The following is a 20,173-nucleotide window of genomic DNA, read 5'->3' as shown; positions in this document are numbered from 1 at the left end:
CTTTACCACCCTCCCCGCAACAGCCCGGATAGCGGACCGGCGGCGGGAGCCGCGGGCGCCGGCTCGGGCATGACCGGCAACAGCATCTCGATCGCGCGCGCGACGTGGCGAAGATCGCCCGCCGCCGCGCAGGCCGGCGCCACCTCCTGCACCAGGCGCATCTCCGACAGCGCCTCGGCCACCGCCTCGTCGCGGCTGACGGCGCCGAGCAGGCGCGGCCCCAGGTGGCGCGCCACGACCTCCGCCGCGCTGCGCGAGAGGCGCGCGCGCAGATCGACGCCGTTCAGGATGAATTGCAGCCGCCCGGCATAGAGCGCGGCCAGGGTGCCGCCGCCCAGGAAGCGCCCGCTCTCCACCTCGTCCAGTATGGCGGCGCTGATCGCCTCGCTCTGCAGCACCGTCACGATGATGGCGGCCAGCGGCGCGACCACCGCCAGAACCTGGGAGGGGCCGGGCGGCAGGTCGGCCAGCACCAGAAGCTGCGGGTCGGCCAGCATCTCGCGCAGGGGGGCGGCCAGCAGGGCGGGCTCACGCTCCAGCAGGAGGGACTGCTCCAGCACGGCGCGCAGCTCCATGGCGCCATGCGGCAGCAGCAGCACGCCCGATGCGGTGCGGCGGACCTGCGCGCGCCAGTCAGGCCGGCGCGGCAGATCAGCCATGAAGCCGCTCGTATCGTGCAGCGGCACGCCGAAATGCAGGCGCAGCGCGTTCTGCGGGTCCAGGTCCAGGAGCAGGACGGAGCGGCCGCTGCGGCAGAGGGCATCGGCCACATTGGCAGCGAGTGTCGTCTTGCCCACCCCACCCTTGGGGGACGCAAAGGCAATCAATGGCATCGGGCAGGCATCCCTCAGCCCTGATCCGAAGGACGCAGGCCCCCCAGGATTTCCGCCAGCCGGCTGCTGCCCGGCGCCGCGGCCGGCGGGGGCGCCGGCGCCGCCAGGCTGCGCAACAGGCCCGCCAGCGAGGCGGGCGGCGGCGGCGCGGCGGTCAGCGTGGCGAAGGATCCGCCCAGCGCGGCCAGCAGCGATGGCGCGGCGGGCTGCACCGGCGGTGGCGCGGCACTGCCGACCTGCGCCAGCAAGCCGCTCCGTGGTGCCGCCCGGCCGGTTTCCGGGGCGGTGGCCTGCAGGGTGGCCAGCAGCGAAGCAGCACCTCCCAGCGGCGCCGGAGGGGAGGCCGGAGGGAAGACCGGAGCAGACATCGGCGGGAACATCGGCGGCGGCGGCGCCGGCGGCGGCGGTGTGGGAGCCGCGGCGGGCACCGGAGGGACAGGCGCGAAGAGCGGCCGCACGACCGGCGCCGCCGGGCGGGGCTGGAACGCCGCCGCGATGGCCGCCGGATTCACGCCGCCGGCCATGGGCTGCGGCTGCTGGGCCTGCCCCGGCTCCGGCGCCGCCGCAGCGGAGGCGGGGGCGGGGGCGGGCAGCACCTTGCCGAGCGGAAACGGCGTCACCGACGGTTCCGGGGCGGGCGGCACATCGGTTGACACTTCACGCAGGTCGGACATGGAAGAAGCAGGGACCGGGCTTTCTACTCTCAATTTTGTGAGTACGGTCGAAAGCCGGGCCAGGTCCAGAGCCGGTTGCACCTGCGGGGACCGCGCAACCTCTGAATTTCGCGCGGCGTGTTGCGGAAGACACGCCTCATCCGCTTTCACAGGCACAGCCAGAAGCTGTGGCAAGGGAGCCGATTCAGACTCCACGGGCGGCGCCACGGCGGCCAGAATCGCGCCGGGCCTGTCTGACCGCTCCGCGCGGACCGGCTTGTTTCCAAAGGTTTGATACCGGATTCCCGGCATGTTCAGCGCAGTTGCCACACGCGCCACATCGACATCCTGCCCCATATCCGTCCGGCTCCTCCGACCCCGCACAGAATGACCGCTTCGCCCTCCGTGTGGTAGACAGCATTCCTACATATTCAACCGGAATGGTATCGAAATTTGGCAAATTACGTTTTTGCAGACATTGTCAATATTTTTAAGACATTTGAGTAATAATCATCCTGCCGCGGCATGGTGCTGATGCCTCCGGAAGGATATCCAGCCAGCTCCCTCACCCACCGGCCGATCTCCTGCATGCCCGGCGAGGCCGGATAAGGCGCGGTACGGTTGCTGAGCAGATCCACCCAGGCGGGCGGATAGGCATGCGCCGGATCGGCCCAGAACTGGCGGGCCGCCTGCACGGGCGCCTCATCCTCCAGCCCGGCCCAGCACAGGTAGAGGGGGATACGCACCGCATCGTAGGAGAAGCGGCCCGGCCAGCGCGGCGGCAGGCCGAGCGCGCCATCGGCGCGGCGCAGGCTCAGCCAGTCCGGCGGCAGGCTCCAGCGGCCGAAGCGGGCGCGGCGGAGCAGGGCCAGCCCGTCCTGCGCCAGGCGCAGCCAGGCCGGATCGGGCACCGCGCGGGCCAGCACGCCGAGGATGGGAAAGGCATAGTAGGACGGGTTCAGGACCACATGGTCCGCCGCCTCGAAGCCATCGAGCGCGGGCAGCAGCACGGTGCCCCCCGCCACCTCGCGCAGCAGCAGGCGCAGCACGTCCCGCGCGATGGCGGCCCCCGCATCGGTATAGGCCGCCTCCCCCCAGCGCTGCCCGGCCAGCAGCAGGGATGCGGCGATGAACAGGTCGCCATCGGCGGCGTTGTTGCGGTCGGGCACGGGGTTGATGCCGCCCGGCATGTAGCGCCAGGCCAGCAGCCGGTCCTGCGGGCGGGAGAGAACCTGCCGGGTCCAGTTCCAGATGCGGTCGAAATGCACGCGGTCGTCGCAGCGCTCGGCACAATAGAGAGCCCAGCCCTGCCCTTCCGAATGCGAGACGCCCTGGTTGCCGGTGTCCACCACCCGCCCCTCCGGGCGCAGGAAGGCCCGGCGGAAGCGCTGCCAGCCTTCCAGCAGCGGGGCGGGCGGCGGCGCGCCGGGCACCGGCATGGCGGCCAGAGCACCGGCCAGGGGCGCGCCGGCCGTGGAGGCGGTGGCCAGCGCGACCATCAGGGCGCGCCGGGAGAAGGGCGACGGCATGGCCCCGAGAGTTGGGCCACGCCCCTTGCCGATTGGTTACGGCGCCGGCCGCCCCGGCGCCTCGCTGGACGCCGCGCTCAGTCGCCCACCTGCCCCCAGGCGCGTTCGCCCGGCCGCGCCGGGCAGGAGCAGGCCTGGCCGACATAGCCCGGCTGATCGAGCTGGCACATGTAGGGCCCGGCGTAGCAGGCCTGCCCCAGCCGCCCCTCGACGGCCGGCGGGGCATAGGAATAGGCGGGCGGCGGATATGGCGCCGGCACGGGAGCGTAGGGATAGGCGGGATAAGGGTCGGGGTAGGCCGGGTAGGCGGGGCCGATGCCGATCCAGACCCCGCCCCGGGCCAGGGCGGAACCGGCCGGCAGCCCCGCCAGCATCAGGCCCGCCAGGACGAGACCGAGCTTCATGCGCATGACGCAGCACCTCCGGGGCGGCACCGCGCCGTCCAGCCTTTGAGATGGCGCGCCGCCCCCCGCCCCGCCAGCCCTCCCCTTCCCTGCTCCCCCCGGCCTTGCGGGCGCGCGCCGCGTGCCGGCTCAGCCGGCGAGCCAGCCCCGCATCAGGGCCGCAGCCGCCGCGGGCTGCTCCATCGTCGGTAGGTGGCCGGATTGCGCGATGCGCTCCAGCCGCGCGCCGGGGATGCCGGCGGCGATCTCCTCGGCCAGCTCGGGCGGGGTCAGGATGTCCCGCTCCCCCACCGCGACCAGGGTGGGCAGCCGGATCTCCGGCAGCATCGGCCGGGAGTCGGGGCGCTGCAGGATGGCCAGCTGCTGCCGCAGGAAGGCCTCGCGCCCCACCCGGTCGGCCATGGCGCGCACCTCGTGGCCGAGCGGCCCCTCCACCGCGTCGGGGTGCAGCAGGCTGGGCAGCAGCCGGGGCGTGACGCCGCGGAACTGGCCGGTGCGGGTCAGCGCCATCAGGCCCCGGCGGCGGCGCGCCGCCTCCTCCGTGTCGGGGCGGGCGGAGGTGTCGAACAGCGCCAGCCGCGTCACCCGCTCCGGCGCCAGGCGCAGGATCTCGAAGGCGACGTAGCCGCCCATCGACAGCCCGGCCAGGGCGAAGCGCGGCGGCGCTGCCTCCAGCGCGCGCAGCGCCATGCCGCGCAGCGTGTCGTCCTGGGTCAGGTCGGCCACCTGGCACTCGGCCAGGTCGGCCAGGGCCGCGATCGGGTCGCGCCACAGCCGCGCGTCGCACAGCAGGCCGGGCAGCAGCAGCAGGTCGTGTCGGTTCGGCATCACGCTCCTGCTGTTACGCCCCTGGCGCCAAGCCGGCAACCACACCAAATGCGGCAGGGAATGGCTCGGCGGGCGGTGGAAAACCTTGCCAAGCCGGTGCGAGCGGCGCATATGCGGGTCTCGGAGATCCGGAGATTGGCCGCGTGGCTTTCGCGTGGCCGCCCGCACACATCCCGCCGCCTGCCGGCGAAGGAACCGACTGCCCTTGAGCGATCAGCCTGACGTGACCGCGCCCCGCGTGGCCGAAGACGAGCTTTCCGATGCCATGACCAACCCGGCCACGCCCCCCGTGCCGGCCGAAGCCGCCGTGCCGCCCGCCGAGCTGGCCGAGGCCGCTGTCTCGCCCGCCGAGCCGGAGCCGCCGCGCGCCACCTTCGAGGATCTGGGGCTGTCCGAGGCCCTGCTGCGCGGCGTGTCCGAGGCCGGCTACGTGCACCCCACGCCGATCCAGGAGCAGGCCATCCCGGTGGTGCTGATGGGCCGCGACGTGATGGGCTGCGCCCAGACGGGCACCGGCAAGACCGCCAGCTTCGTGCTGCCGATGATGGACATCCTGGCCGGCAGCCGGGCCAAGGCGCGCATGCCGCGCAGCCTGATCCTGGAGCCGACGCGCGAGCTGGCGCTGCAGGTGGCCGAGAACTTCGTCAAGTATGGCCAGCACATGAAGCTGAACCATGCCCTGCTGATCGGCGGCGAGAGCATGTCCGACCAGCGGGACGTGCTGGACAAGGGCGTGGACGTGCTGATCGCGACGCCCGGCCGCCTGCTCGACCTGTTCGACCGCGGCCGCGTCATGCTGGCCGACTGCAAGGTGCTGGTGATCGACGAGGCGGACCGCATGCTGGACATGGGGTTCATCCCCGATGTCGAGCGCATCGTCTCCATGCTGCCGCCGCTGCGCCAGACGCTGTTCTTCAGCGCCACCATGGCGCCCGAGATCCGCAGGCTGGCCGATGCCTTCCTGCAGAACCCCAAGACCATCACCGTCTCCGCCCCCGCCTCGGTGGCCACCACCATCACCGCCGGCCTCGCCCTGGTGCAGCCGCACGACAAGCGCGAGGCGCTGCGCCGGCTGATCCGCAGCGAGGACGTGCAGAACGCGCTGATCTTCTGCAATCGCAAGCGCGACGTGGACATCCTGCACAAGAGCCTGGGCAAGCACGGCTTCGCCGCCGGCGCGCTGCATGGCGACCTGCCGCAGTCCGTGCGCTTCGCGACGCTGGAGAAGTTCAAGGCGGGCGAGCTGCAGCTGCTGGTCTGCTCGGACGTGGCGGCGCGCGGCATCGACATCGGCGGCCTGTCCCACGTCTTCAACTTCGACGTGCCGTTCCGCGACGAGGACTATGTCCACCGCATCGGCCGCACCGGCCGGGCGGGCCGCGAGGGCCGCGCCTACACCATCGCCACCGCCGATGACGTGAAGCTGGTGGAAGCGATCGAGAAGCTGACCGGCAAGCCGATCCCGCGCATCGAGATCCCCGGGCTGGACCCGGTGACGGAGGAGGAGCTGGCCGAGGCCGCCGCCGCGCCGCGTGGCGGGCGTGGCCGTGGCCGGCCCGCCGGCAAGGGCGGCCGTGCCGCCGAGCCGCGCCGGGGCGAGAAGGACCGGGGCGAGAAGGACCGGGGCGAGAGGGACCGGGGCGAGAGGGACCGGGGCGAGAAGGAGCGCGGCGAAAAGGAGATCGTTCGCCGCGGCGCCAATCGCCTGCGCCCCGAGGCGGAGCCGGGCGCCGAGACGCGCGCCGAGCGCGGCCCGAGCCGCGAGGAGGCACGCCCCGCGCGCGAGCGCGAGGAGGCACGCGCTCCGCGCGAGCGGGACGAAGCCCGCATCCCCCGCGAGCGGGACGAGGCACGCATTCCGCGCGACCGGGATGAGGCACGCGCTCCGCGCGAGCGGGATGACGCGCGCGCTCCGCGCGACCGGGACGACCGCCGCCGCGAGCACCGGCGCGAGGACAACCGCCGGGAGCGGGACGATCTGGGCCCGCCGGTGCGCGGCTTCGGCGACATGGTCCCAGCCTTCATGCTCATCCCGATCCCGCGCCCGCAGCGCGATACCGGCGCCGCCGAGTCGCCGGCCGAGCTGGACAGCGAGCGGGGGGCGGAAGCCGCCTGAGACCGAACCGCGCCGCCCGGCCCTCCCGAAGCTACGGGCGGGGCGGGCGGCGGCGATTGCCGCGCGGGGACAACGGGGCCACTCTCCGCCATCGATATCGGCGTCCGGGCCCCATGCGCGCCCACACCGGCTCCAGCAGGGCCGGCACCAGCAGGAGAGAAACCCCATGAATGTCGTGACCCAAGCCGCCAAGCCGAGCTTCGTCTGGGACGACGCCCTGCTGCTGGAAGACCAGCTCTCCGAAGATGAGCGCATGATCCGCGACGCGGCGCGCGACTACTGCCAGGAGAAGCTGTTCCCGCGCGTGCTGGAGGCCAACCGCCACGAGGTCTTCCACCGGGAGATCATGAACGAGTTCGGCGAGATGGGCTTCCTGGGCGCGACACTCGACAGCCATGGCTGCGCCGGCGTCAACTACGTCTCCTACGGGCTGATCGCCCGCGAGGTGGAGCGCGTGGACAGCGGCTACCGCTCCGCCTTCTCGGTTCAGTCCTCGCTGGCGATGTTCCCGATCTGGGCCTATGGCACGGACGCGCTGAAGGACCGGCTGCTGCCGGGGATGCAGAAGGGCGAGCTGGTCGGCTGCTTCGGCCTGACCGAGCCCGATGCCGGCTCCGATCCCTCCTCCATGCGCACCCGCGCCAAGAAGGTGGATGGCGGCTACCTGGTCTCCGGCTCCAAGACCTGGATCACCAACTCCCCGATCGCCGATGTCTTCGTCGTCTGGGCGAAGGACGATGCGGGCGACGTGCGCGGCTTCGTGCTCGAGAAGGGCATGAAGGGCCTGACCGCGCCGAAGATCGAGGGCAAGTTCAGCCTGCGCGCCTCCACCACCGGCATGATCATGATGGAGGAGGTGTTCGTCCCGGAGGAGAACCGGCTGGACGTGAAGGGGCTGAAGGGCCCGTTCTCCTGCCTCAACCGCGCCCGCTACGGCATCGCCTGGGGCGCGCTGGGGGCGGCCGAGTTCTGCTGGCACGCCGCGCGCACCTACACCATGGAGCGCAAGATGTTCGGCCGCCCGCTGGCCAACACCCAGCTCGTCCAGAAGAAGCTGGCCGACATGCAGACCGAGATCACGCTGGGCCTGCAGAGCGTGCTGCGCCTCGGCCGGCTGTTCGACGAGCACCGCGTGGCGCCGGAGATGATCAGCCTCTGCAAGCGCAACAGCTGCGGCAAGGCGCTCGACATCGCCCGCGTGTCGCGTGACATGCACGGCGGCAACGGCATCGCCGACGAGTACCATGTCATCCGCCACGTCATGAACCTCGAGGCGGTGAACACCTACGAGGGCACGCATGACGTGCACGCGCTGATCCTGGGCCGTGCCCAGACCGGCCTGAACGCCTTCGGCTGAACAAAGGGGAGGTCCAGGAACCTCAGGTTCCTGGTCGGGGGTTTCCAAGGGGGGCAAAGCCCCCCTTGTTGCGTTTGAAGGGATGCTGCCGGTGCAAGTGACGATCGAGGCCCTGGGCGCCGCCGGCGATGGCGTGGCCACCGCGCCGGACGGCGCCCGCCTGTTCCTCCCCGGCGTGCTTCCTGGCGAGGTGGTGCGCCCGGAAGGCCCGGTGGTGCTCTCCCCGAGCCCCGAGCGTGTGGCGCCCCCCTGCCCGCATTTCGGCCCCTGCGGCGGCTGCGTGCTGCAGCATTGGGACATCCCCCCCTATGCCGCCTGGAAGCGGGACCGGCTGGCCGAGGCCCTCGCCCGCGCCGGCTTCGAGGATGCGCCGGTGGCCGAGACCCGCGTCACGCCCCCCGCCACCCGCCGCCGGGCCGACCTGGCGCTGCGCCGCCGCCCGGATGGCAGCGTGGTGCTGGGCTTCCACGGCCGCGGCAGCGGCGCCGTGGAGGATCTCTCCACCTGCCATGTGCTGGACCCGGCGCTGGTGGCGCTGTTCGAGCCCCTGCGGGCGCTGCTGCGCGGGCTGCAATCCTTCCGCCGCGAGGGCTCGGCGGTGCTGAACCTGCTGGACACGGGGCCGGACCTGCTGCTGCGGCTGGACGGCGCCCCCGGCGTGCAGGAGCGCACCGCGCTGGCCGCCTTCGCCGCCGCGCAGGGCATCCCGCGCATCGCCGGCGCCGGGCTGAAGGGGGGCGCCACGGAGACGCTGGCGCAGCTTGGCGGGGTGGGCATCGCCTTCGCGGGGGTGAGCGTGGCGCCGCCGCCCGGCGCCTTCCTGCAGGCCACGCCGCAGGGCGAGGCGGCCATCGTCGCGGCGGTGCTGGAGGGCCTGCCGAAGCTCACCGGCAAGGCGCGCATCGCGGAGCTGCATGCCGGGCTTGGCACCCTCTCCTTCCCGCTGGCGGAGCGCGCCCGCGTCGCCGCCTTCGAGGGGGCGCCGGAGGCCGTGGCGGCGCTGGACGCGGCGGCGCGCAAGGCGGGCGGCCGCGTCACTGCCACGCGGCGGGACCTGGCGCGGCAGCCGCTGAGCGCGAAGGAGCTGGAGAGCTTCGCGGCGCTGGTGCTGGACCCGCCCTTCGCCGGCGCGGCCGAGCAGATGCCGGCGCTCGCCCGCAGCGCCCTGCAACGGATCATCTACGTCTCGTGCAATCCCACGGCGCTGACGCGCGACGGCAAGCTGCTGCACGCCGCCGGATGGCGCGTGGCGCAGGCCACGCCGATCGACCAGTTCCTGTGGTCGGCGCAGCTGGAGGCGGTGGTGGTGTTCGAGCGGCCGCGCGCGCGGGGGAAGTAGGCGCTCAGGCGCCGATCTCGCCCCACATCCCCTCGATGTCGCGCAGCATGGCCCGCACCTCGGGCGTGCCGCGCAGATCCACCATGCCGAAGCTGGGCTGGCGCGCCCAGACCACGAACTCGGCATTGGCGAAGACCGGCGTGGTGTCGAGGGCCAGCTCCCGCAGGCGGGGATGGCCGAGGCCAGCCATGGCGCTCTTGCGGACCACGGCCCAGTCCGGCCTCGCTTCCTCCGGCAGCGCCGCCGCGCAGCCTTCCAGGATCGTGCCGAAGGAGGCGGGCGCCAGCACCGTCTCACCCGGCAGCCGGCGCTGGCGGACGAACTCGGCCGTCTCGGCCCAGGCCGCGTCCCCGGCGGGAAAGGCGCGCGGGTCGGGCGCATCCTGGCCGGTGTGCAGGGCGAGGCGGCGCTGCACATCGGCCAGCACCGCCTGCTGGGCGGGCTTCAGCGTCTCGGGCAGGGCGCAGAGGGCGGCCTCGGCCTCGGCCACGCGGGCTTCGTCCAGCAGGCGCTCCGCATGCTCCAGATGCAGGGCGGGCGCGTCGTTGCCCGCCGCCAGAGCGCGGCCCAGCAGCCACATGCCGCTCTCCGGGCCGCTCCGGCGGTCCAGCAGGCCGGCCACCGCCCGCACGTAATCCGGGCAGAGCAGGCGCCGCGCCCGGCGCTGGCGCCGCGCCGCGCCTGCATCCACCCCGCCCTGCCGCACGGCCTCCCGCAGCAGGTCCTCCACCAGCCCGGTGCTGACGGCGAAACGGATGGAATCATGCCGCGAGAAGGGCGTGGGAACGCAGGCCACCGGCCCCGCCTGCGCGATCAGCGCCGCGTGGCTGGCATCCTCGCGGAACAGGGGGTCGAAGAACAGCACGGCCTGGCCGGCGAGATCGCCGGGCACGATCTGCATCCCGTCATGCAGCTCCGGGCGGTGGAAGAGACGGGTGCGACGATGATCGAAATGCCCGACACGGCCGGGCTCGATGGAGAACTGGGGCGAGAAGGCCAGCGTCACGCCGGCCCGCAGGCGGCCGCTGTACTTCAGCGCGGCATAGGCCCCCATGCTGAAGCCATACAGGATCACGCGGCGGTAGCCGGCCAGCAGCCCCTCCAGCCGCGGGAGGATCTGCGCCATGTCCTGCTCGGGAAACCAGCTGGCATGATAATCCGTCAGCCCCAGCAGCGAGACGCCGAAGCGGCCGAGAAAGGACTGCCCCCAGATGGAAGGGCGCTCCTGCCGGGGGGCGAAGGAGACGATCAGCGTCTCGCCCGCCCGCTTCTGGTAGAGGGCCGCCACGCGCCCGGTGTCGAGAAGGATGTCCGGCCTCGCGGCGGGCTGATGCGGCAGGGTTACGCTCGTCACTGACCTCTCCACGCCCTGGCCCCGCCAGGGTCGCGTTCCATCGCGCCCGCATAGCAGAAGCTGGCAAGCGGCGATATCGGCGCCGCCCCCGCCCCTTCGCCGGGCCGGTGGCAGATGGGCTTGACCCGCGCCACGAACAACCCACCCTTCTGCCCGGTGCCCTTTCGGGCATGTGGGAGGTGAGGATGGAACTCGATCGACGCACCCTGTTGCAGGCGGCCGGCGCGCTGGCCATGGCGCCGGCGCTGCTGCGCCTCGGCATGGCCGACGCCCTGGCGCAGGGCGCCGCCGCCCCCGCTGCGGCGGGCGGCACGCAGCAGGCGCCGGGCTTCTACCGCTTCCGCCTCGGCAGCCGGGTGGTGACCGTGGTGCATGACGGCTTCGGCCGCCGGCCGAACCCCACCCAGGGCTTCGTCCGCAATGCCGAGCCCGCTGCCGTGGAGGCCGCGCTGCGCGAGGCCTTCCTGCCCACCGGCCATCTCGACATCCCCTACACCGTGACGGTGCTGGAGACGCCGGACGGCCTCGTGCTGTTCGACACCGGCACGGGCGGGCAGCTCGGCGCCACCGCCGGCAACATCCCGGCCAACATGAAGGCCGCCGGGCTGGACCCGGCCCGCGTCACGCTGATCGTGCTGACGCATTTCCATGGCGACCACATCACCGGCCTGACCGATGCCGAGGGCAAGCCGGTCTTCGCCAATGCCGAGGTCGTGCTGCCCAAGGCGGAATACGATTTCTGGATGGATGAGGGGCAGGCGAGCCGGGCGCCGGAGGCGATGAAGGGCGCCTTCGCCAATGTTCGGAAGCGGCTGGAGCCCTACAAGGCGCGCATCCGGCAGATCGACGGCGCCGGCCAGGTGGTGGCGGGGGTGCAGGCGGTGCCGAGCTTCGGCCACACGCCGGGCCACACCAGCTACCTGCTGGCCGATGGCAACGACCAGGCGATGCTGCTGGGCGACGTGACCAACCGCCCCGAGCTGAACCTGCGCAATCCGGGCTGGCACCTGATCTTCGACATGGACGCGGCGATGGCGGAGGCGACGCGCCGCCGCATGTTCGACCGCGTGGCGACGGACCGCATCCGCTGCATCGGCTACCACTTCCCCTTCCCCGCCAATGGTTACGTGGCGAAGGAGGGAGAGGGCTACCGCTTCGTGCCGGCCACCTGGTCCAGCACGGTGTGACGCCGCCGGGCGGGGAGCAACCGCTCCCCCGCCCGGCGCCAGCCTCAGACGACTTCCAGCGCGACGTCGATATTGCCGCGCGTGGCCTTGGAATAGGGGCACATCTGGTGCGCCGCCTCGACCAGCTCCTGCGCCTGCGCCTTCTCCAGCGCCGGCAGCTTCACCTTGAGCTTCGCGGAAAGCTGGAAGCCGCCTTCCACCTTGTCGATGCCGACATCGCAGGTGACGGTGGCGCCGGTGGTGTCCAGCTTCTTCTGCCGCCCCACCGCATCCACGGCGCTGCCGAAGCAGGCGGCGTAGCCGGCGGCGAAAAGCTGCTCCGGGTTGGTGGCGCCCGCCTTGCCCGGCCCGCCCATCTCCTTGGGGATGGAAAGGTCGTGGCTGATCAGCCCGTCACTGCTGTCCACGTGGCCGTTGCGGCCACCGGTTGCCGTCGCGCTGCCGGTATAGAGAGCCATGCTGTTCCTCCGTTGTCGGTTTCAGCCAGGCCCGCAGATGGGGCGCCGGCTCAGACGTGGAAACTCTCCCCGCACCCACAACGTCCCTTCTCATTCGGATTTGTGAAGGTGAAGCCGGCGGACATCGCCTTCACCTCGTAATCCATGGTGGTGCCGAGCAGGAACAGCGTCGCCTTGCGGTCGACCAGCACGGTCACGCCCTTGTCGGTCACGACCTCGTCGCCGGGGCCGGGCGCATCGGTCCAGCCCAGATCGTAGGCCATGCCGGAGCAGCCCTTGGTCTTGACCGCGATGCGCAGCAGGCGGCCCTGCTGGCCCTTCTCGTAGAGGCCGCGCAGCCGCTCCGCCGCCGTGTCGGAAAGCTGCATCAGCGGCGGCAGGGCACGGCGCGGGCGGGGCTCGGTGGTGGTGCTCATGCCTCGATCCTTCTCGCGCTCAGTACATGTTCAGGGCCAGCCGGGCGTCCTCGCTCATGCGCGAGGGGTCCCAGGGCGGGTCCCAGACGATCTCCACCGCCACATCGGTCACGCCGGGGATGGTGCGGACCATCTCCTCCACCTGCCCCGGCAGCTCCTGCGCCGAGGGGCAGGAAGGGGTGGTCAGCGTCATCTCGACCTTGACGGCGCCGGCCTCGCTCAGCTCGACGGCGTAGATCAGGCCCAGCTCGTAGATGTTGACCGGGATCTCCGGGTCATAGACCTGGGCGATGGCGTTGATCACCGCGTCCTCGGAGACGCGCGGCGCGGTCTCGCCCTCCGGCGTCCAGGCCGCGTGCGCTTCCGTGGTGGCTTCGGGTGCGGGGGTACCGTCACTCACTGCTCGCCTCCTTGTCCGCATTGTCCAGCGCGGCGTTCAGCGTGTGCCAGGCGAGCGTTGCGCACTTTACCCGGCTCGGGAATTCGTGCACGCCGCCCAGCGCCTGCAACCGCTCCATCTCGTCCTCCAGCGCGCCGCCGCAATCGGGGCAGGTGCCGGTCATCGCCAGTTCGCGGAACTTCTCCGCCAGCGCCCGCGCCTCCTCCTGCGTCTTGCCGCGCACCGTCTCGGTCATCAGGCTGGCGCTGGCCATCGAGATGGCGCAGCCTTTGCCCTGGAAGGCGACATCGGCGAGCCGCCCATCGGGGGCCAGCTTCACCCAGAGCTGCATGCGGTCGCCGCACATCGGGTTGTCGCCGCGGCCCTCGCGGTCGGCCTCCTCCAGCCGGCGGAAGTTCCGCGGCTTGCGGCCATGGTCCAGGATGACTTCCTGGTAGAGATCGCGCAGATCGTCGAACATCAGCGGAAGAACTCCCGCGCCTTGCCCAGCGCCTCGGCGAGGTAATCGACCTCTCCCTCGGTGGTGTAGAGACCGAAGGAAGCGCGGCAGGTGCTTTCCACGTTAAATCGTGCGTGCAGCGGCTCGGCGCAATGGCGGCCCGAGCGCACCGCGATCCCCACGCGGTCCAGCAATGTCGCCAGGTCATGGGCGTGCGCGTTGTCGAGCGCGAAGGCGAAGACGCCGCCGCGGTCCTGCGCGTGGCCGATCAGCGTCAGCCCCTCCACCGCCGAGAGGCGGGTCATGGCGCGGTCCACCAGATGGCGCTCATGCGCCTCGATGGCCTCCATGCCGATGCCCTGCACATAATCGATCGCCGCGTGCAGCCCGACCGCCTCGATGATCGGCGGCGTGCCCGCCTCGAACTTGGCCGGCACCGGCGCGGGCAGGAAGCCTTCCAGCGTGACCTCGCTGATCATGTCGCCGCCGCCGAGGAAGGGCGGCATGGCCTCCAGCAGTTCCATCCGCCCCCACAGCACGCCGATCCCGGTGGGGCCGTAGAGCTTGTGGCCGGTGAAGACGTAGAAGTCGCAGCCCAGCGCCTGCACGTCCACGCGCCGGTGCACGGCGGCCTGGGAGCCGTCCAGCAGCAGCTTCGCGCCATGGGCATGCGCCATCTCGGCCAGCCGCGCGGCGGGCGTCACCGTGCCCAGCACGTTGGACATGTGGGTGACGGCCATCAGCCCCACCTTGCTATCGGCCAGCTTGGCCGCGACATCCTCGAGATCCAGCTCGCCCGCATCCGTCACGCGCGCCACGCGCAGCTCGGTGCCATGCGCGGCCTTGAGCATCTGCCAGGGCACTAGGTTGGCGTGGTGCTCCATCTCGGAGATCAGCACCGCCTGCCCCGCCTTCAGCACGCCGCGCCCGTAGCTGTGCGCCACGAGGTTGATGGCGGCGGTGGAGGAGCCGGTGAAGACGATCTCCCGCTCATCCGCCGCGTTCAGGAAGCCGGCGACGGCGCGGCGCGCGCCCTCATAGGCCTCGGTGGCGCTCTCCGAGAGGTGGTAGGCACCGCGATGGACGTTGGCATAGGCCTTCTCCATCATCCGCGTCATGGCCTGGATGACCGCGCGCGGCTTCTGGGCGGAGGCGCCGGAATCGAGGAACACCAGATCCTTGCCGCGCACCTTCTCCGACAGGATCGGGAAATCCTGCCGGATGCGGGCCACGTCGAACGCACCCTGGCCCCTGGGCGCCACCACCCCGTCCATCACGCCGCGTTCCTTTCCCACCAGCCGGCGACCGCCTCGGAGAGCGCGGCCTGCGCGGACTCCTCGGTCACGCCGTCGATCGCCTCCTGCAGGAAGGCCTCGATCAGCATGGAGCGGGCCACGGCGGCGGGGATGCCGCGGGCGCGCAGGTAGAAGAGCTGGTCCTCGTCCAGCTCGCCCACCGTGGCGCCGTGGCTGCACTTCACGTCGTCGGCATAGATCTCGAGCTGCGGCTTGCTGTCGATCTCCGCCTGGTCGGAGAGCAGCAGGGCCTGGTTCATCTGGTAGCCATCGGTGCGCTGGGCGACCTGATGGACGTGGATCTTGCCCTGGAACACGCCGCGCGACCGGCCGGCCAGCACCGTCTTCACCGTCTGGCGGCTCGGGCAGTCCGGCGCCGCGTGGTCGAGGAAGGTGGTGCAGTCACCATGCTGGCCATCGCCCAGCAGCTGCGCGCCGTTCAGGTGCGCCGCCGCCTTCGGCCCCACCAGCGCCACATGCGCCTCGGAGCGGGAGAGGCGGGCGCCGGCATGCAGCAGGAAGCTGTCATAGGTGCCGCCCGCCGCCACGCGGGCGAAGACGGTGGAGAGGTGCAGCCCGGCACGCGCCTCCTGCTGGATGCGCGCATGGGTGATGTGCGCGCCCTCGGCCACCTCGACCTCGAAGACCGGGCTGTGCAGGTAGCGGCTCTCGCCATGGCCCCAGCTGCGCTCGATCAGCACCAGCTTGGCGCCCTCCGCCAGCCGCACCAGGTGGCGCGGATGCGAGGTCACCGGCCGGTCGGCGCGGGTGACGGAAAGCAGCTCGATGACGCCGCCATCCTCGCCCGGCGCCAGCTCGATCAGCGCGCCATCCTCGAACAGGGCGGTGTTCAGCGCCACCAGCGGCAGGTCATCGACCCTCGCCAGGGTGCCGAGGCGCCCCTCCAGCTCCGGCAGGTGCCGGGCCAGGCTGCGCACCGGCACATCCGTGTCCGACAGCTCGGGGCTGAAGCGGCCATCGACGAACACCACCCGCTTCGGCGCGGCGTGGCGCGGCAGCGGCAGGGCGCTCTCCACCGGCGTCAGCGGCTCGCCGAAGCCGGCCTGGGTGAGCGGGGCGAGGTCGGTGTACTTCCACGCCTCCACCCGGCGGGTGGGGAAGCCCTGGGCGCGGAAGGCCTCGGCCGCACCGTCGCGCAGCGCGGCGAGCCAGGGCAGGCCGATGCCGGGCAGGCGGGCGCGCAGCCCCTCATAGCGGTGCAGGAAGCCGGCGGCGCCCGCCTCGCTCAGGCTGTTTTCGACAGAGGCGTTCATGCCGCCTGCACCGAGCCGTAGCCGCTCGCCTCCAGCTGGTGCGCCAGCTCCGGCCCGCCCGTCTGCACGATGCGGCCGCCCATCAGCACATGCACCTTGTCGGGCACGATGTAGTCCAGCAGGCGCTGGTAGTGGGTGATGACCAGCGCCGAGAATTCCGGCCCGCGCATGGCGTTCACGCCATCGGCCACGATCTTGAGCGCGTCGATGTCGAGGCCGGAATCGGTCTCGTCGAGGATGGCGATCTTCGGCTGCAGCAGGGCCATCTGCAGCACCTCGTTGCGCTTCTTCTCGCCGCCGGAGAAGCCGACATTGACGCCGCGCTTCAGCATGTCCTCCGGCATCGACAGCTCCTTCATCCGCGCGCGGGCGGTCTTGAGGAACTGCATCGCGTCCAGCTCCGGCTCGCCCTTGGTGCGGCGCTGCGCGTTCAGCGCGGTGCGCAGGAAGTTGGCGTTGCCGACGCCCGGCAGCTCGACCGGGTACTGGAAGGCCAGGAACAGGCCCGTGGCGGCACGCTCCTCCGGCTCCATGGCCAGCAGGTCCTGGCCGTTGAAGGTGGCGGTGCCGCCGGTGATCTCGTAGCCCTCGCGCCCGGCCAGCACATAGGAGAGGGTGGACTTGCCGGAGCCGTTCGGCCCCATGATGGCGTGCACCTCGCCCTGCGGCACCTCGAGGTCGATCCCCTTCAGGATCTCCTTGCCCTCGATCTCGGCGGTCAGCCCTTCAATCTTCAACATGCTTCTTCCAGTTCCGTCCTCGGCGGGCGGTGGGGAGCCGCCCGTGATATTCCCGCTTGGCGCGCCGCGCCGGATTCCCGTGTGGCCTCAGCCGACCGAGCCCTCGAGGCTGATCTGCAGCAGCTTCTGCGCTTCCACCGCGAACTCCATCGGCAGTTCCTTCAACACCTCGCGGCAGAAGCCATTGACGATGAGCCCGACCGCATCCTCCTCCGACAGGCCGCGCTGGCGGCAGTAGAAGAGCTGGTCCTCGGCGATGCGGCTGGTGGTGGCCTCGTGCTCGGTCTTCGCCGTCATGCAGCGATTCTCGATGTAGGGCACGGTGTGGGCGCCGCACTGGTCGCCGATCAGCAGGCTGTCGCACTGGGTGAAGTTGCGCGCGCCGCTGGCCTTCGGGCTGATCTTCACCAGGCCGCGATAGGTGTTCTGGCCGTAGCCGGCGCTGATGCCCTTCGAGATGATGGTCGAGCGCGTGTTCTTGCCGATATGGAACATCTTGGTGCCCGTATCGGCCTGCTGGCGGTTGTTGGTGATGGCGACGCTGTAGAACTCGCCCACCGAATCATCGCCCTGCAGGATGCAGGAGGGGTACTTCCAGGTGATGGCCGAGCCGGTCTCCACCTGCGTCCAGGAGATCTTGGAGCGCGCGCCGCGGCAGGCGCCGCGCTTGGTGACGAAGTTGTAGATGCCGCCCCGGCCCTCGGCGTCGCCCGGATACCAGTTCTGCACCGTGCTGTACTTGATGGTGGCGTCGTCCATCGCCACCAGCTCGACCACGGCGGCGTGCAGCTGGTTCTCGTCGCGCATCGGCGCCGTGCAGCCCTCGAGGTAGCTCACATGGCTGCCCGCCTCGGCGATGATCAGCGTGCGCTCGAACTGGCCGGTGCTCTTGGCGTTGATGCGGAAATAGGTGGACAGCTCCATCGGGCAGCGCACGCCCTTCGGGATGTAGACGAAGCTGCCATCGGTGAAGACCGCCGAGTTCAGCGCGGCGAAGAAGTTGTCGCCCTGCGGCACCACGGAGCCGAGATACTGCCGCACCAGCTCGGGGTGCTCGCGCACCGCCTCGGAGATGGAGCAGAAGATGATGCCTTCCTTGCCCAGCCGCTCCTTGTAGGAGGTGGCCACCGAGACGCTGTCGAACACCGCGTCCACCGCGATCGGCAGGCGGCCGCCTTCGGCGGGGGTGTCTCCCGCGCCCTCGACGCCGGCCAGGATCGCCTGCTCCTTCAGCGGGATGCCGAGCTTCTCATAGGTGCGCAGCAGCTCGGGATCGACCTCGTCGAGCGACTTCGGCCCGTCCTTCTTCACCGGGGCTGCGTAGTAATAGGCGTCCTGGTAGTCGATCGGCGGGTAGCTCACCGCCGGCCAGCGCGGCTCAACCATGGTCTTCCACAGCGCGAAGGCCTTCAGGCGCCATTCCAGCAGCCATTCCGGCTCTTCCTTCTTGGCCGAGATGAAGCGGACGATGTCCTCGTTCAGCCCCTTCGGGGCGAACTCCATGTCGATCTCGGTCTCGAAGCCGTACTTGTAGGTGCCCTGGGTGACGGAGGCGACGGCGTCGATGGTCTCGGTAACGGCTGGCATGGTCTGGACCCCTTACTCGGCAGGCGGATGGGCAGGCAGGCGGGCCGGCGATGCCGGCGGGGATTTTCGGCCGGTATCCACCGGCGGGAATTTACGGCCGGCTTCGTCCGGCGGGGATTTTCGGCCGGCATCCGCCGGCGGGGATTTTTGACGCGCGACGGTCCGGGGCGCCGCCAGCTCGGCCATAGAGATGGCGGAGAGCGCGGCGCGGATCGCCTCGTTCACCGGGTCCCAGCGGCCGCGCACGGGGCAGATCGTCTCCGTCTCGCAGCAGCCGCTGGCGCCATCGACGCAGGCGGTGAGCGCGATCGGCCCGTCGATGGCGCAGATCACGTCAGAGAGCGGGATGGCGCAGAGCGGGCGGCCCAGGCGGTAGCCGCCGCGCGCGCCGCGCAATCCTTCCACCAGCCCGGCATGGCCCAGCGCCTTCAGCACCTTGGCCACCGTGGGCTCGGCGATGCCGGTGGCGGTGGCGAGGCCGGGCGCGGTCTGCACCCCGCCCTCGGCTTCCAGCCGGGCCAGCACCACGACGGCGTAATCGGTCAGCTTCGACAGCCGCAACACGCGGACCTTCTCCTAAAGCGGACCTGTGTTGTCCGCTTTCGGGCAGATGCGCCCGCGACCCCCGCTTGTCAAGAAGGCGTCATACCGGCCGGTGCCGCCCCTCTTTTCCGCCCGCGCCGGGAGTGCCACGCTGCGGCCCATGACCACCTCCGCCACCCCCTCCCCGCCGCCCGCGGCGCCGCCCGGGCGCCCCGCCCATCCCCGCCACGCCGCCAGCCTGATCCTGTGGCGGCAGGCCGGCGGCGCCGCGCGGGAGGGCACGGTGGAGGTGCTGATGGGCATGCGCGCCGCCGGCCACCGCTTCATGCCCAACCGCCTGGTCTTCCCCGGCGGCCGGGTGGATCTGGCCGACCGCACCGCCCCCGCCGCCACCGAGCTGCGCCCCGACACCCGCGCCGCGCTGGAGCGCCGCGCGCCACCGCGCCTGGCGCGCGCCCTGGCGATCGCCGCCGCGCGCGAACTGGAGGAGGAGACGGGGCTGCGCCTGGGCGGGCCGCTGCCGACGCTGGACCGGCTGCACTATCTCTGCCGCGCCGTGACGCCGGCCCGCAGCCCGATCCGCTTCAACGCCCGCTTCCTGGTGGCGCCGGCCGAGGCGGCGGAGGGCACGCTCTCCGGCTCGGGCGAGCTGGAGCAGCTGGCCTGGCTGCCGCTGGAGGGGGTGCTGGCGCTGCCGGTGGCGCCGATCACCGCGCGGGTGCTGGGCGAGTTCCGCGATTGGCTGGCGATGCCGGAGGCGGCGCGCGCCACCCGGCCGCTGATCTGGTTCCAGGGGCGGGAGAACCGCCGCCTGGAGGTGGCGGCCTGAGAGGGGCCGCCAGCAAGGGCCGAACCCGGCCCGGTGCTCAGAGCGCCGCGAGCACCGCCTCGCCGCTCGACACCTCGAAGGCGCCGGGCTGCTCGACGCCGAGATAGGCCACCTTGCCCTCCTTGGCGACGAGGGCAAAGCGCTGGCAGCGCACCCCGAGGCCGCGCGCCGTCAGGTCCAGTTCCAGGCCGAGCGCCTTGGTGAAGGCAGCTGAGCCATCGGCCAGCATCACCACCGCCTCGCCCACGTCCTGGTCCTTGGCCCAGGCCTGCATCACGAAGGGGTCGTTCACCGCCATGCAGGCGATGGTGTCGACGCCCTTGGCCTTCAGCGCCTCGGCATTCTGCAGGAAGCTCGGCATGTGCTTGGCCGAGCAGGTGGGGGTGAAGGCGCCGGGCACGCCGAACAGCACCACGGTCTTGCCGCCGAACAGGGCCTCGGTGGTCAGCTCGCGGGGGCCTTCCACGGTGGCCTGGGTCAGCGTCAGCGCGGGAATCGACTCACCAACTTGGATCGACATCGGACCGTTCTCCTCTGGGTCTGCGGGCATTTCACGCCGGCGCACCCGCTGTCAACCAAGCCTTCCTCGCCC

Annotated in this window: 21 protein-coding genes; 5 read left to right on the top strand and 16 right to left on the bottom strand. The window is 71.7% G+C overall.

Features of this window, described 5'->3' with window-relative positions; translation table 11 throughout:
• Positions 1-2 precede the first annotated feature (2 nt).
• From ACFOY6_RS08620 to ACFOY6_RS08600, 5 genes are all read right to left on the bottom strand, one after another.
• Positions 3-833 carry a cellulose synthase operon protein YhjQ/BcsQ gene (locus ACFOY6_RS08620; protein WP_109516688.1) on the bottom strand — a complete coding sequence of 277 codons (831 nt, stop codon included), beginning with the start codon at positions 831-833 and terminating at the stop codon, positions 3-5.
• A 14-nt stretch (positions 834-847) separates the two neighbouring features.
• The gene (locus ACFOY6_RS08615) at positions 848-1,843 is read right to left on the bottom strand and encodes a hypothetical protein (protein ID WP_379650145.1); all 996 of its coding nucleotides are present in this window, start codon (positions 1,841-1,843) and stop codon (positions 848-850) included.
• Between the two features lie 104 nt (positions 1,844-1,947).
• Positions 1,948-2,985, bottom strand: coding sequence for a glycosyl hydrolase family 8 (locus ACFOY6_RS08610; RefSeq protein ID WP_379650143.1), 1,038 nt, complete (start codon positions 2,983-2,985; stop codon positions 1,948-1,950).
• A gap of 107 nt (positions 2,986-3,092) precedes the next feature.
• Positions 3,093-3,425 (bottom strand): hypothetical protein, encoded by a 333-nt coding sequence (locus ACFOY6_RS08605; protein ID WP_109516685.1) that lies wholly within the window; start codon positions 3,423-3,425, stop codon positions 3,093-3,095.
• A 123-nt stretch (positions 3,426-3,548) separates the two neighbouring features.
• Positions 3,549-4,247 carry an alpha/beta fold hydrolase gene (locus tag ACFOY6_RS08600; protein ID WP_379650140.1) on the bottom strand — a complete coding sequence of 233 codons (699 nt, stop codon included), beginning with the start codon at positions 4,245-4,247 and terminating at the stop codon, positions 3,549-3,551.
• A 265-nt stretch (positions 4,248-4,512) separates the two neighbouring features.
• On the opposite strand from ACFOY6_RS08600, the gene ACFOY6_RS08595 reads away from it, so the two are divergent.
• The 3 genes from ACFOY6_RS08595 to ACFOY6_RS08585 all read left to right on the top strand — a co-directional run bounded on the left by ACFOY6_RS08595 (position 4,513) and on the right by ACFOY6_RS08585 (position 9,059).
• Complete coding sequence (locus ACFOY6_RS08595; RefSeq protein ID WP_379650186.1) at positions 4,513-6,363, top strand: DEAD/DEAH box helicase; 1,851 nt, start codon at positions 4,513-4,515, stop codon at positions 6,361-6,363.
• A 166-nt stretch (positions 6,364-6,529) separates the two neighbouring features.
• The gene (locus ACFOY6_RS08590) at positions 6,530-7,720 is read left to right on the top strand and encodes an acyl-CoA dehydrogenase (protein WP_109516683.1); all 1,191 of its coding nucleotides are present in this window, start codon (positions 6,530-6,532) and stop codon (positions 7,718-7,720) included.
• Positions 7,721-7,802: 82 nt separating this feature from the next.
• Entirely contained in the window at positions 7,803-9,059 is a 1,257-nt protein-coding gene (locus tag ACFOY6_RS08585; RefSeq protein WP_379650137.1) for a class I SAM-dependent RNA methyltransferase, read from the top strand.
• 4 nt (positions 9,060-9,063) lie between these two features.
• Here the strand turns inward: ACFOY6_RS08585 and ACFOY6_RS08580 are convergent, their stop codons facing one another.
• Positions 9,064-10,413, bottom strand: coding sequence for a hypothetical protein (locus ACFOY6_RS08580; protein ID WP_379650135.1), 1,350 nt, complete (start codon positions 10,411-10,413; stop codon positions 9,064-9,066).
• A gap of 185 nt (positions 10,414-10,598) precedes the next feature.
• Here ACFOY6_RS08580 and ACFOY6_RS08575 point away from each other — a divergent pair, with 185 nt between their 5' ends.
• Positions 10,599-11,600 carry an MBL fold metallo-hydrolase gene (locus ACFOY6_RS08575; RefSeq protein WP_379650133.1) on the top strand — a complete coding sequence of 334 codons (1,002 nt, stop codon included), beginning with the start codon at positions 10,599-10,601 and terminating at the stop codon, positions 11,598-11,600.
• A gap of 44 nt (positions 11,601-11,644) precedes the next feature.
• On the opposite strand, the gene ACFOY6_RS08570 is transcribed toward ACFOY6_RS08575, so the two are convergent.
• The 9 genes from ACFOY6_RS08570 to ACFOY6_RS08530 all read right to left on the bottom strand — a co-directional run bounded on the left by ACFOY6_RS08570 (position 11,645) and on the right by ACFOY6_RS08530 (position 18,773).
• The gene (locus ACFOY6_RS08570; RefSeq protein ID WP_109516679.1) at positions 11,645-12,058 is read right to left on the bottom strand and encodes an organic hydroperoxide resistance protein; all 414 of its coding nucleotides are present in this window, start codon (positions 12,056-12,058) and stop codon (positions 11,645-11,647) included.
• A 50-nt stretch (positions 12,059-12,108) separates the two neighbouring features.
• Positions 12,109-12,474 (bottom strand): HesB/IscA family protein, encoded by a 366-nt coding sequence (locus ACFOY6_RS08565; RefSeq protein ID WP_109516678.1) that lies wholly within the window; start codon positions 12,472-12,474, stop codon positions 12,109-12,111.
• A gap of 19 nt (positions 12,475-12,493) precedes the next feature.
• Positions 12,494-12,895, bottom strand: coding sequence for an SUF system Fe-S cluster assembly protein (locus tag ACFOY6_RS08560; RefSeq protein ID WP_109516739.1), 402 nt, complete (start codon positions 12,893-12,895; stop codon positions 12,494-12,496).
• A complete protein-coding gene (gene sufU / locus ACFOY6_RS08555; RefSeq protein ID WP_109516677.1) occupies positions 12,867-13,334 on the bottom strand; it encodes a Fe-S cluster assembly sulfur transfer protein SufU in 468 nt (155 codons plus the stop codon). The genes ACFOY6_RS08560 and sufU overlap by 29 nt, the downstream gene beginning before the upstream one ends.
• The gene (locus ACFOY6_RS08550) at positions 13,334-14,587 is read right to left on the bottom strand and encodes an aminotransferase class V-fold PLP-dependent enzyme (protein WP_379636145.1); all 1,254 of its coding nucleotides are present in this window, start codon (positions 14,585-14,587) and stop codon (positions 13,334-13,336) included. Before ACFOY6_RS08550 ends, sufU begins: the two co-directional genes overlap by 1 nt.
• On the bottom strand, positions 14,587-15,882 hold the full coding sequence (sufD, locus tag ACFOY6_RS08545; protein WP_379635351.1) for a Fe-S cluster assembly protein SufD: 1,296 nt from the start codon (positions 15,880-15,882) through the stop codon (positions 14,587-14,589). Before sufD ends, ACFOY6_RS08550 begins: the two co-directional genes overlap by 1 nt.
• Entirely contained in the window at positions 15,879-16,622 is a 744-nt protein-coding gene (gene sufC / locus ACFOY6_RS08540) for a Fe-S cluster assembly ATPase SufC (protein ID WP_109516674.1), read from the bottom strand. Before sufC ends, sufD begins: the two co-directional genes overlap by 4 nt.
• Positions 16,623-16,709: 87 nt before the next feature.
• Complete coding sequence (sufB, locus tag ACFOY6_RS08535; protein ID WP_379635354.1) at positions 16,710-18,209, bottom strand: Fe-S cluster assembly protein SufB; 1,500 nt, start codon at positions 18,207-18,209, stop codon at positions 16,710-16,712.
• Positions 18,210-18,221: 12 nt separating this feature from the next.
• Complete coding sequence (locus ACFOY6_RS08530) at positions 18,222-18,773, bottom strand: SUF system Fe-S cluster assembly regulator (protein ID WP_379635356.1); 552 nt, start codon at positions 18,771-18,773, stop codon at positions 18,222-18,224.
• Between the two features lie 139 nt (positions 18,774-18,912).
• On the opposite strand from ACFOY6_RS08530, the gene ACFOY6_RS08525 reads away from it, so the two are divergent.
• On the top strand, positions 18,913-19,581 hold the full coding sequence (locus tag ACFOY6_RS08525; RefSeq protein ID WP_109516671.1) for an NUDIX domain-containing protein: 669 nt from the start codon (positions 18,913-18,915) through the stop codon (positions 19,579-19,581).
• 37 nt (positions 19,582-19,618) lie between these two features.
• Here ACFOY6_RS08525 and ACFOY6_RS08520 read toward each other — a convergent pair whose 3' ends face one another.
• On the bottom strand, positions 19,619-20,101 hold the full coding sequence (locus ACFOY6_RS08520; RefSeq protein ID WP_379635358.1) for a peroxiredoxin: 483 nt from the start codon (positions 20,099-20,101) through the stop codon (positions 19,619-19,621).
• Between the last annotated feature and the right edge of the window lie 72 nt (positions 20,102-20,173).

The sequence above is a fragment of the Teichococcus aestuarii genome, assembly GCF_042651065.1.
Classification (GTDB): Bacteria; Pseudomonadota; Alphaproteobacteria; order Acetobacterales; family Acetobacteraceae; genus Pseudoroseomonas; species Pseudoroseomonas aestuarii.
This window is presented reverse-complemented; position numbering and strand designations above follow the sequence as displayed.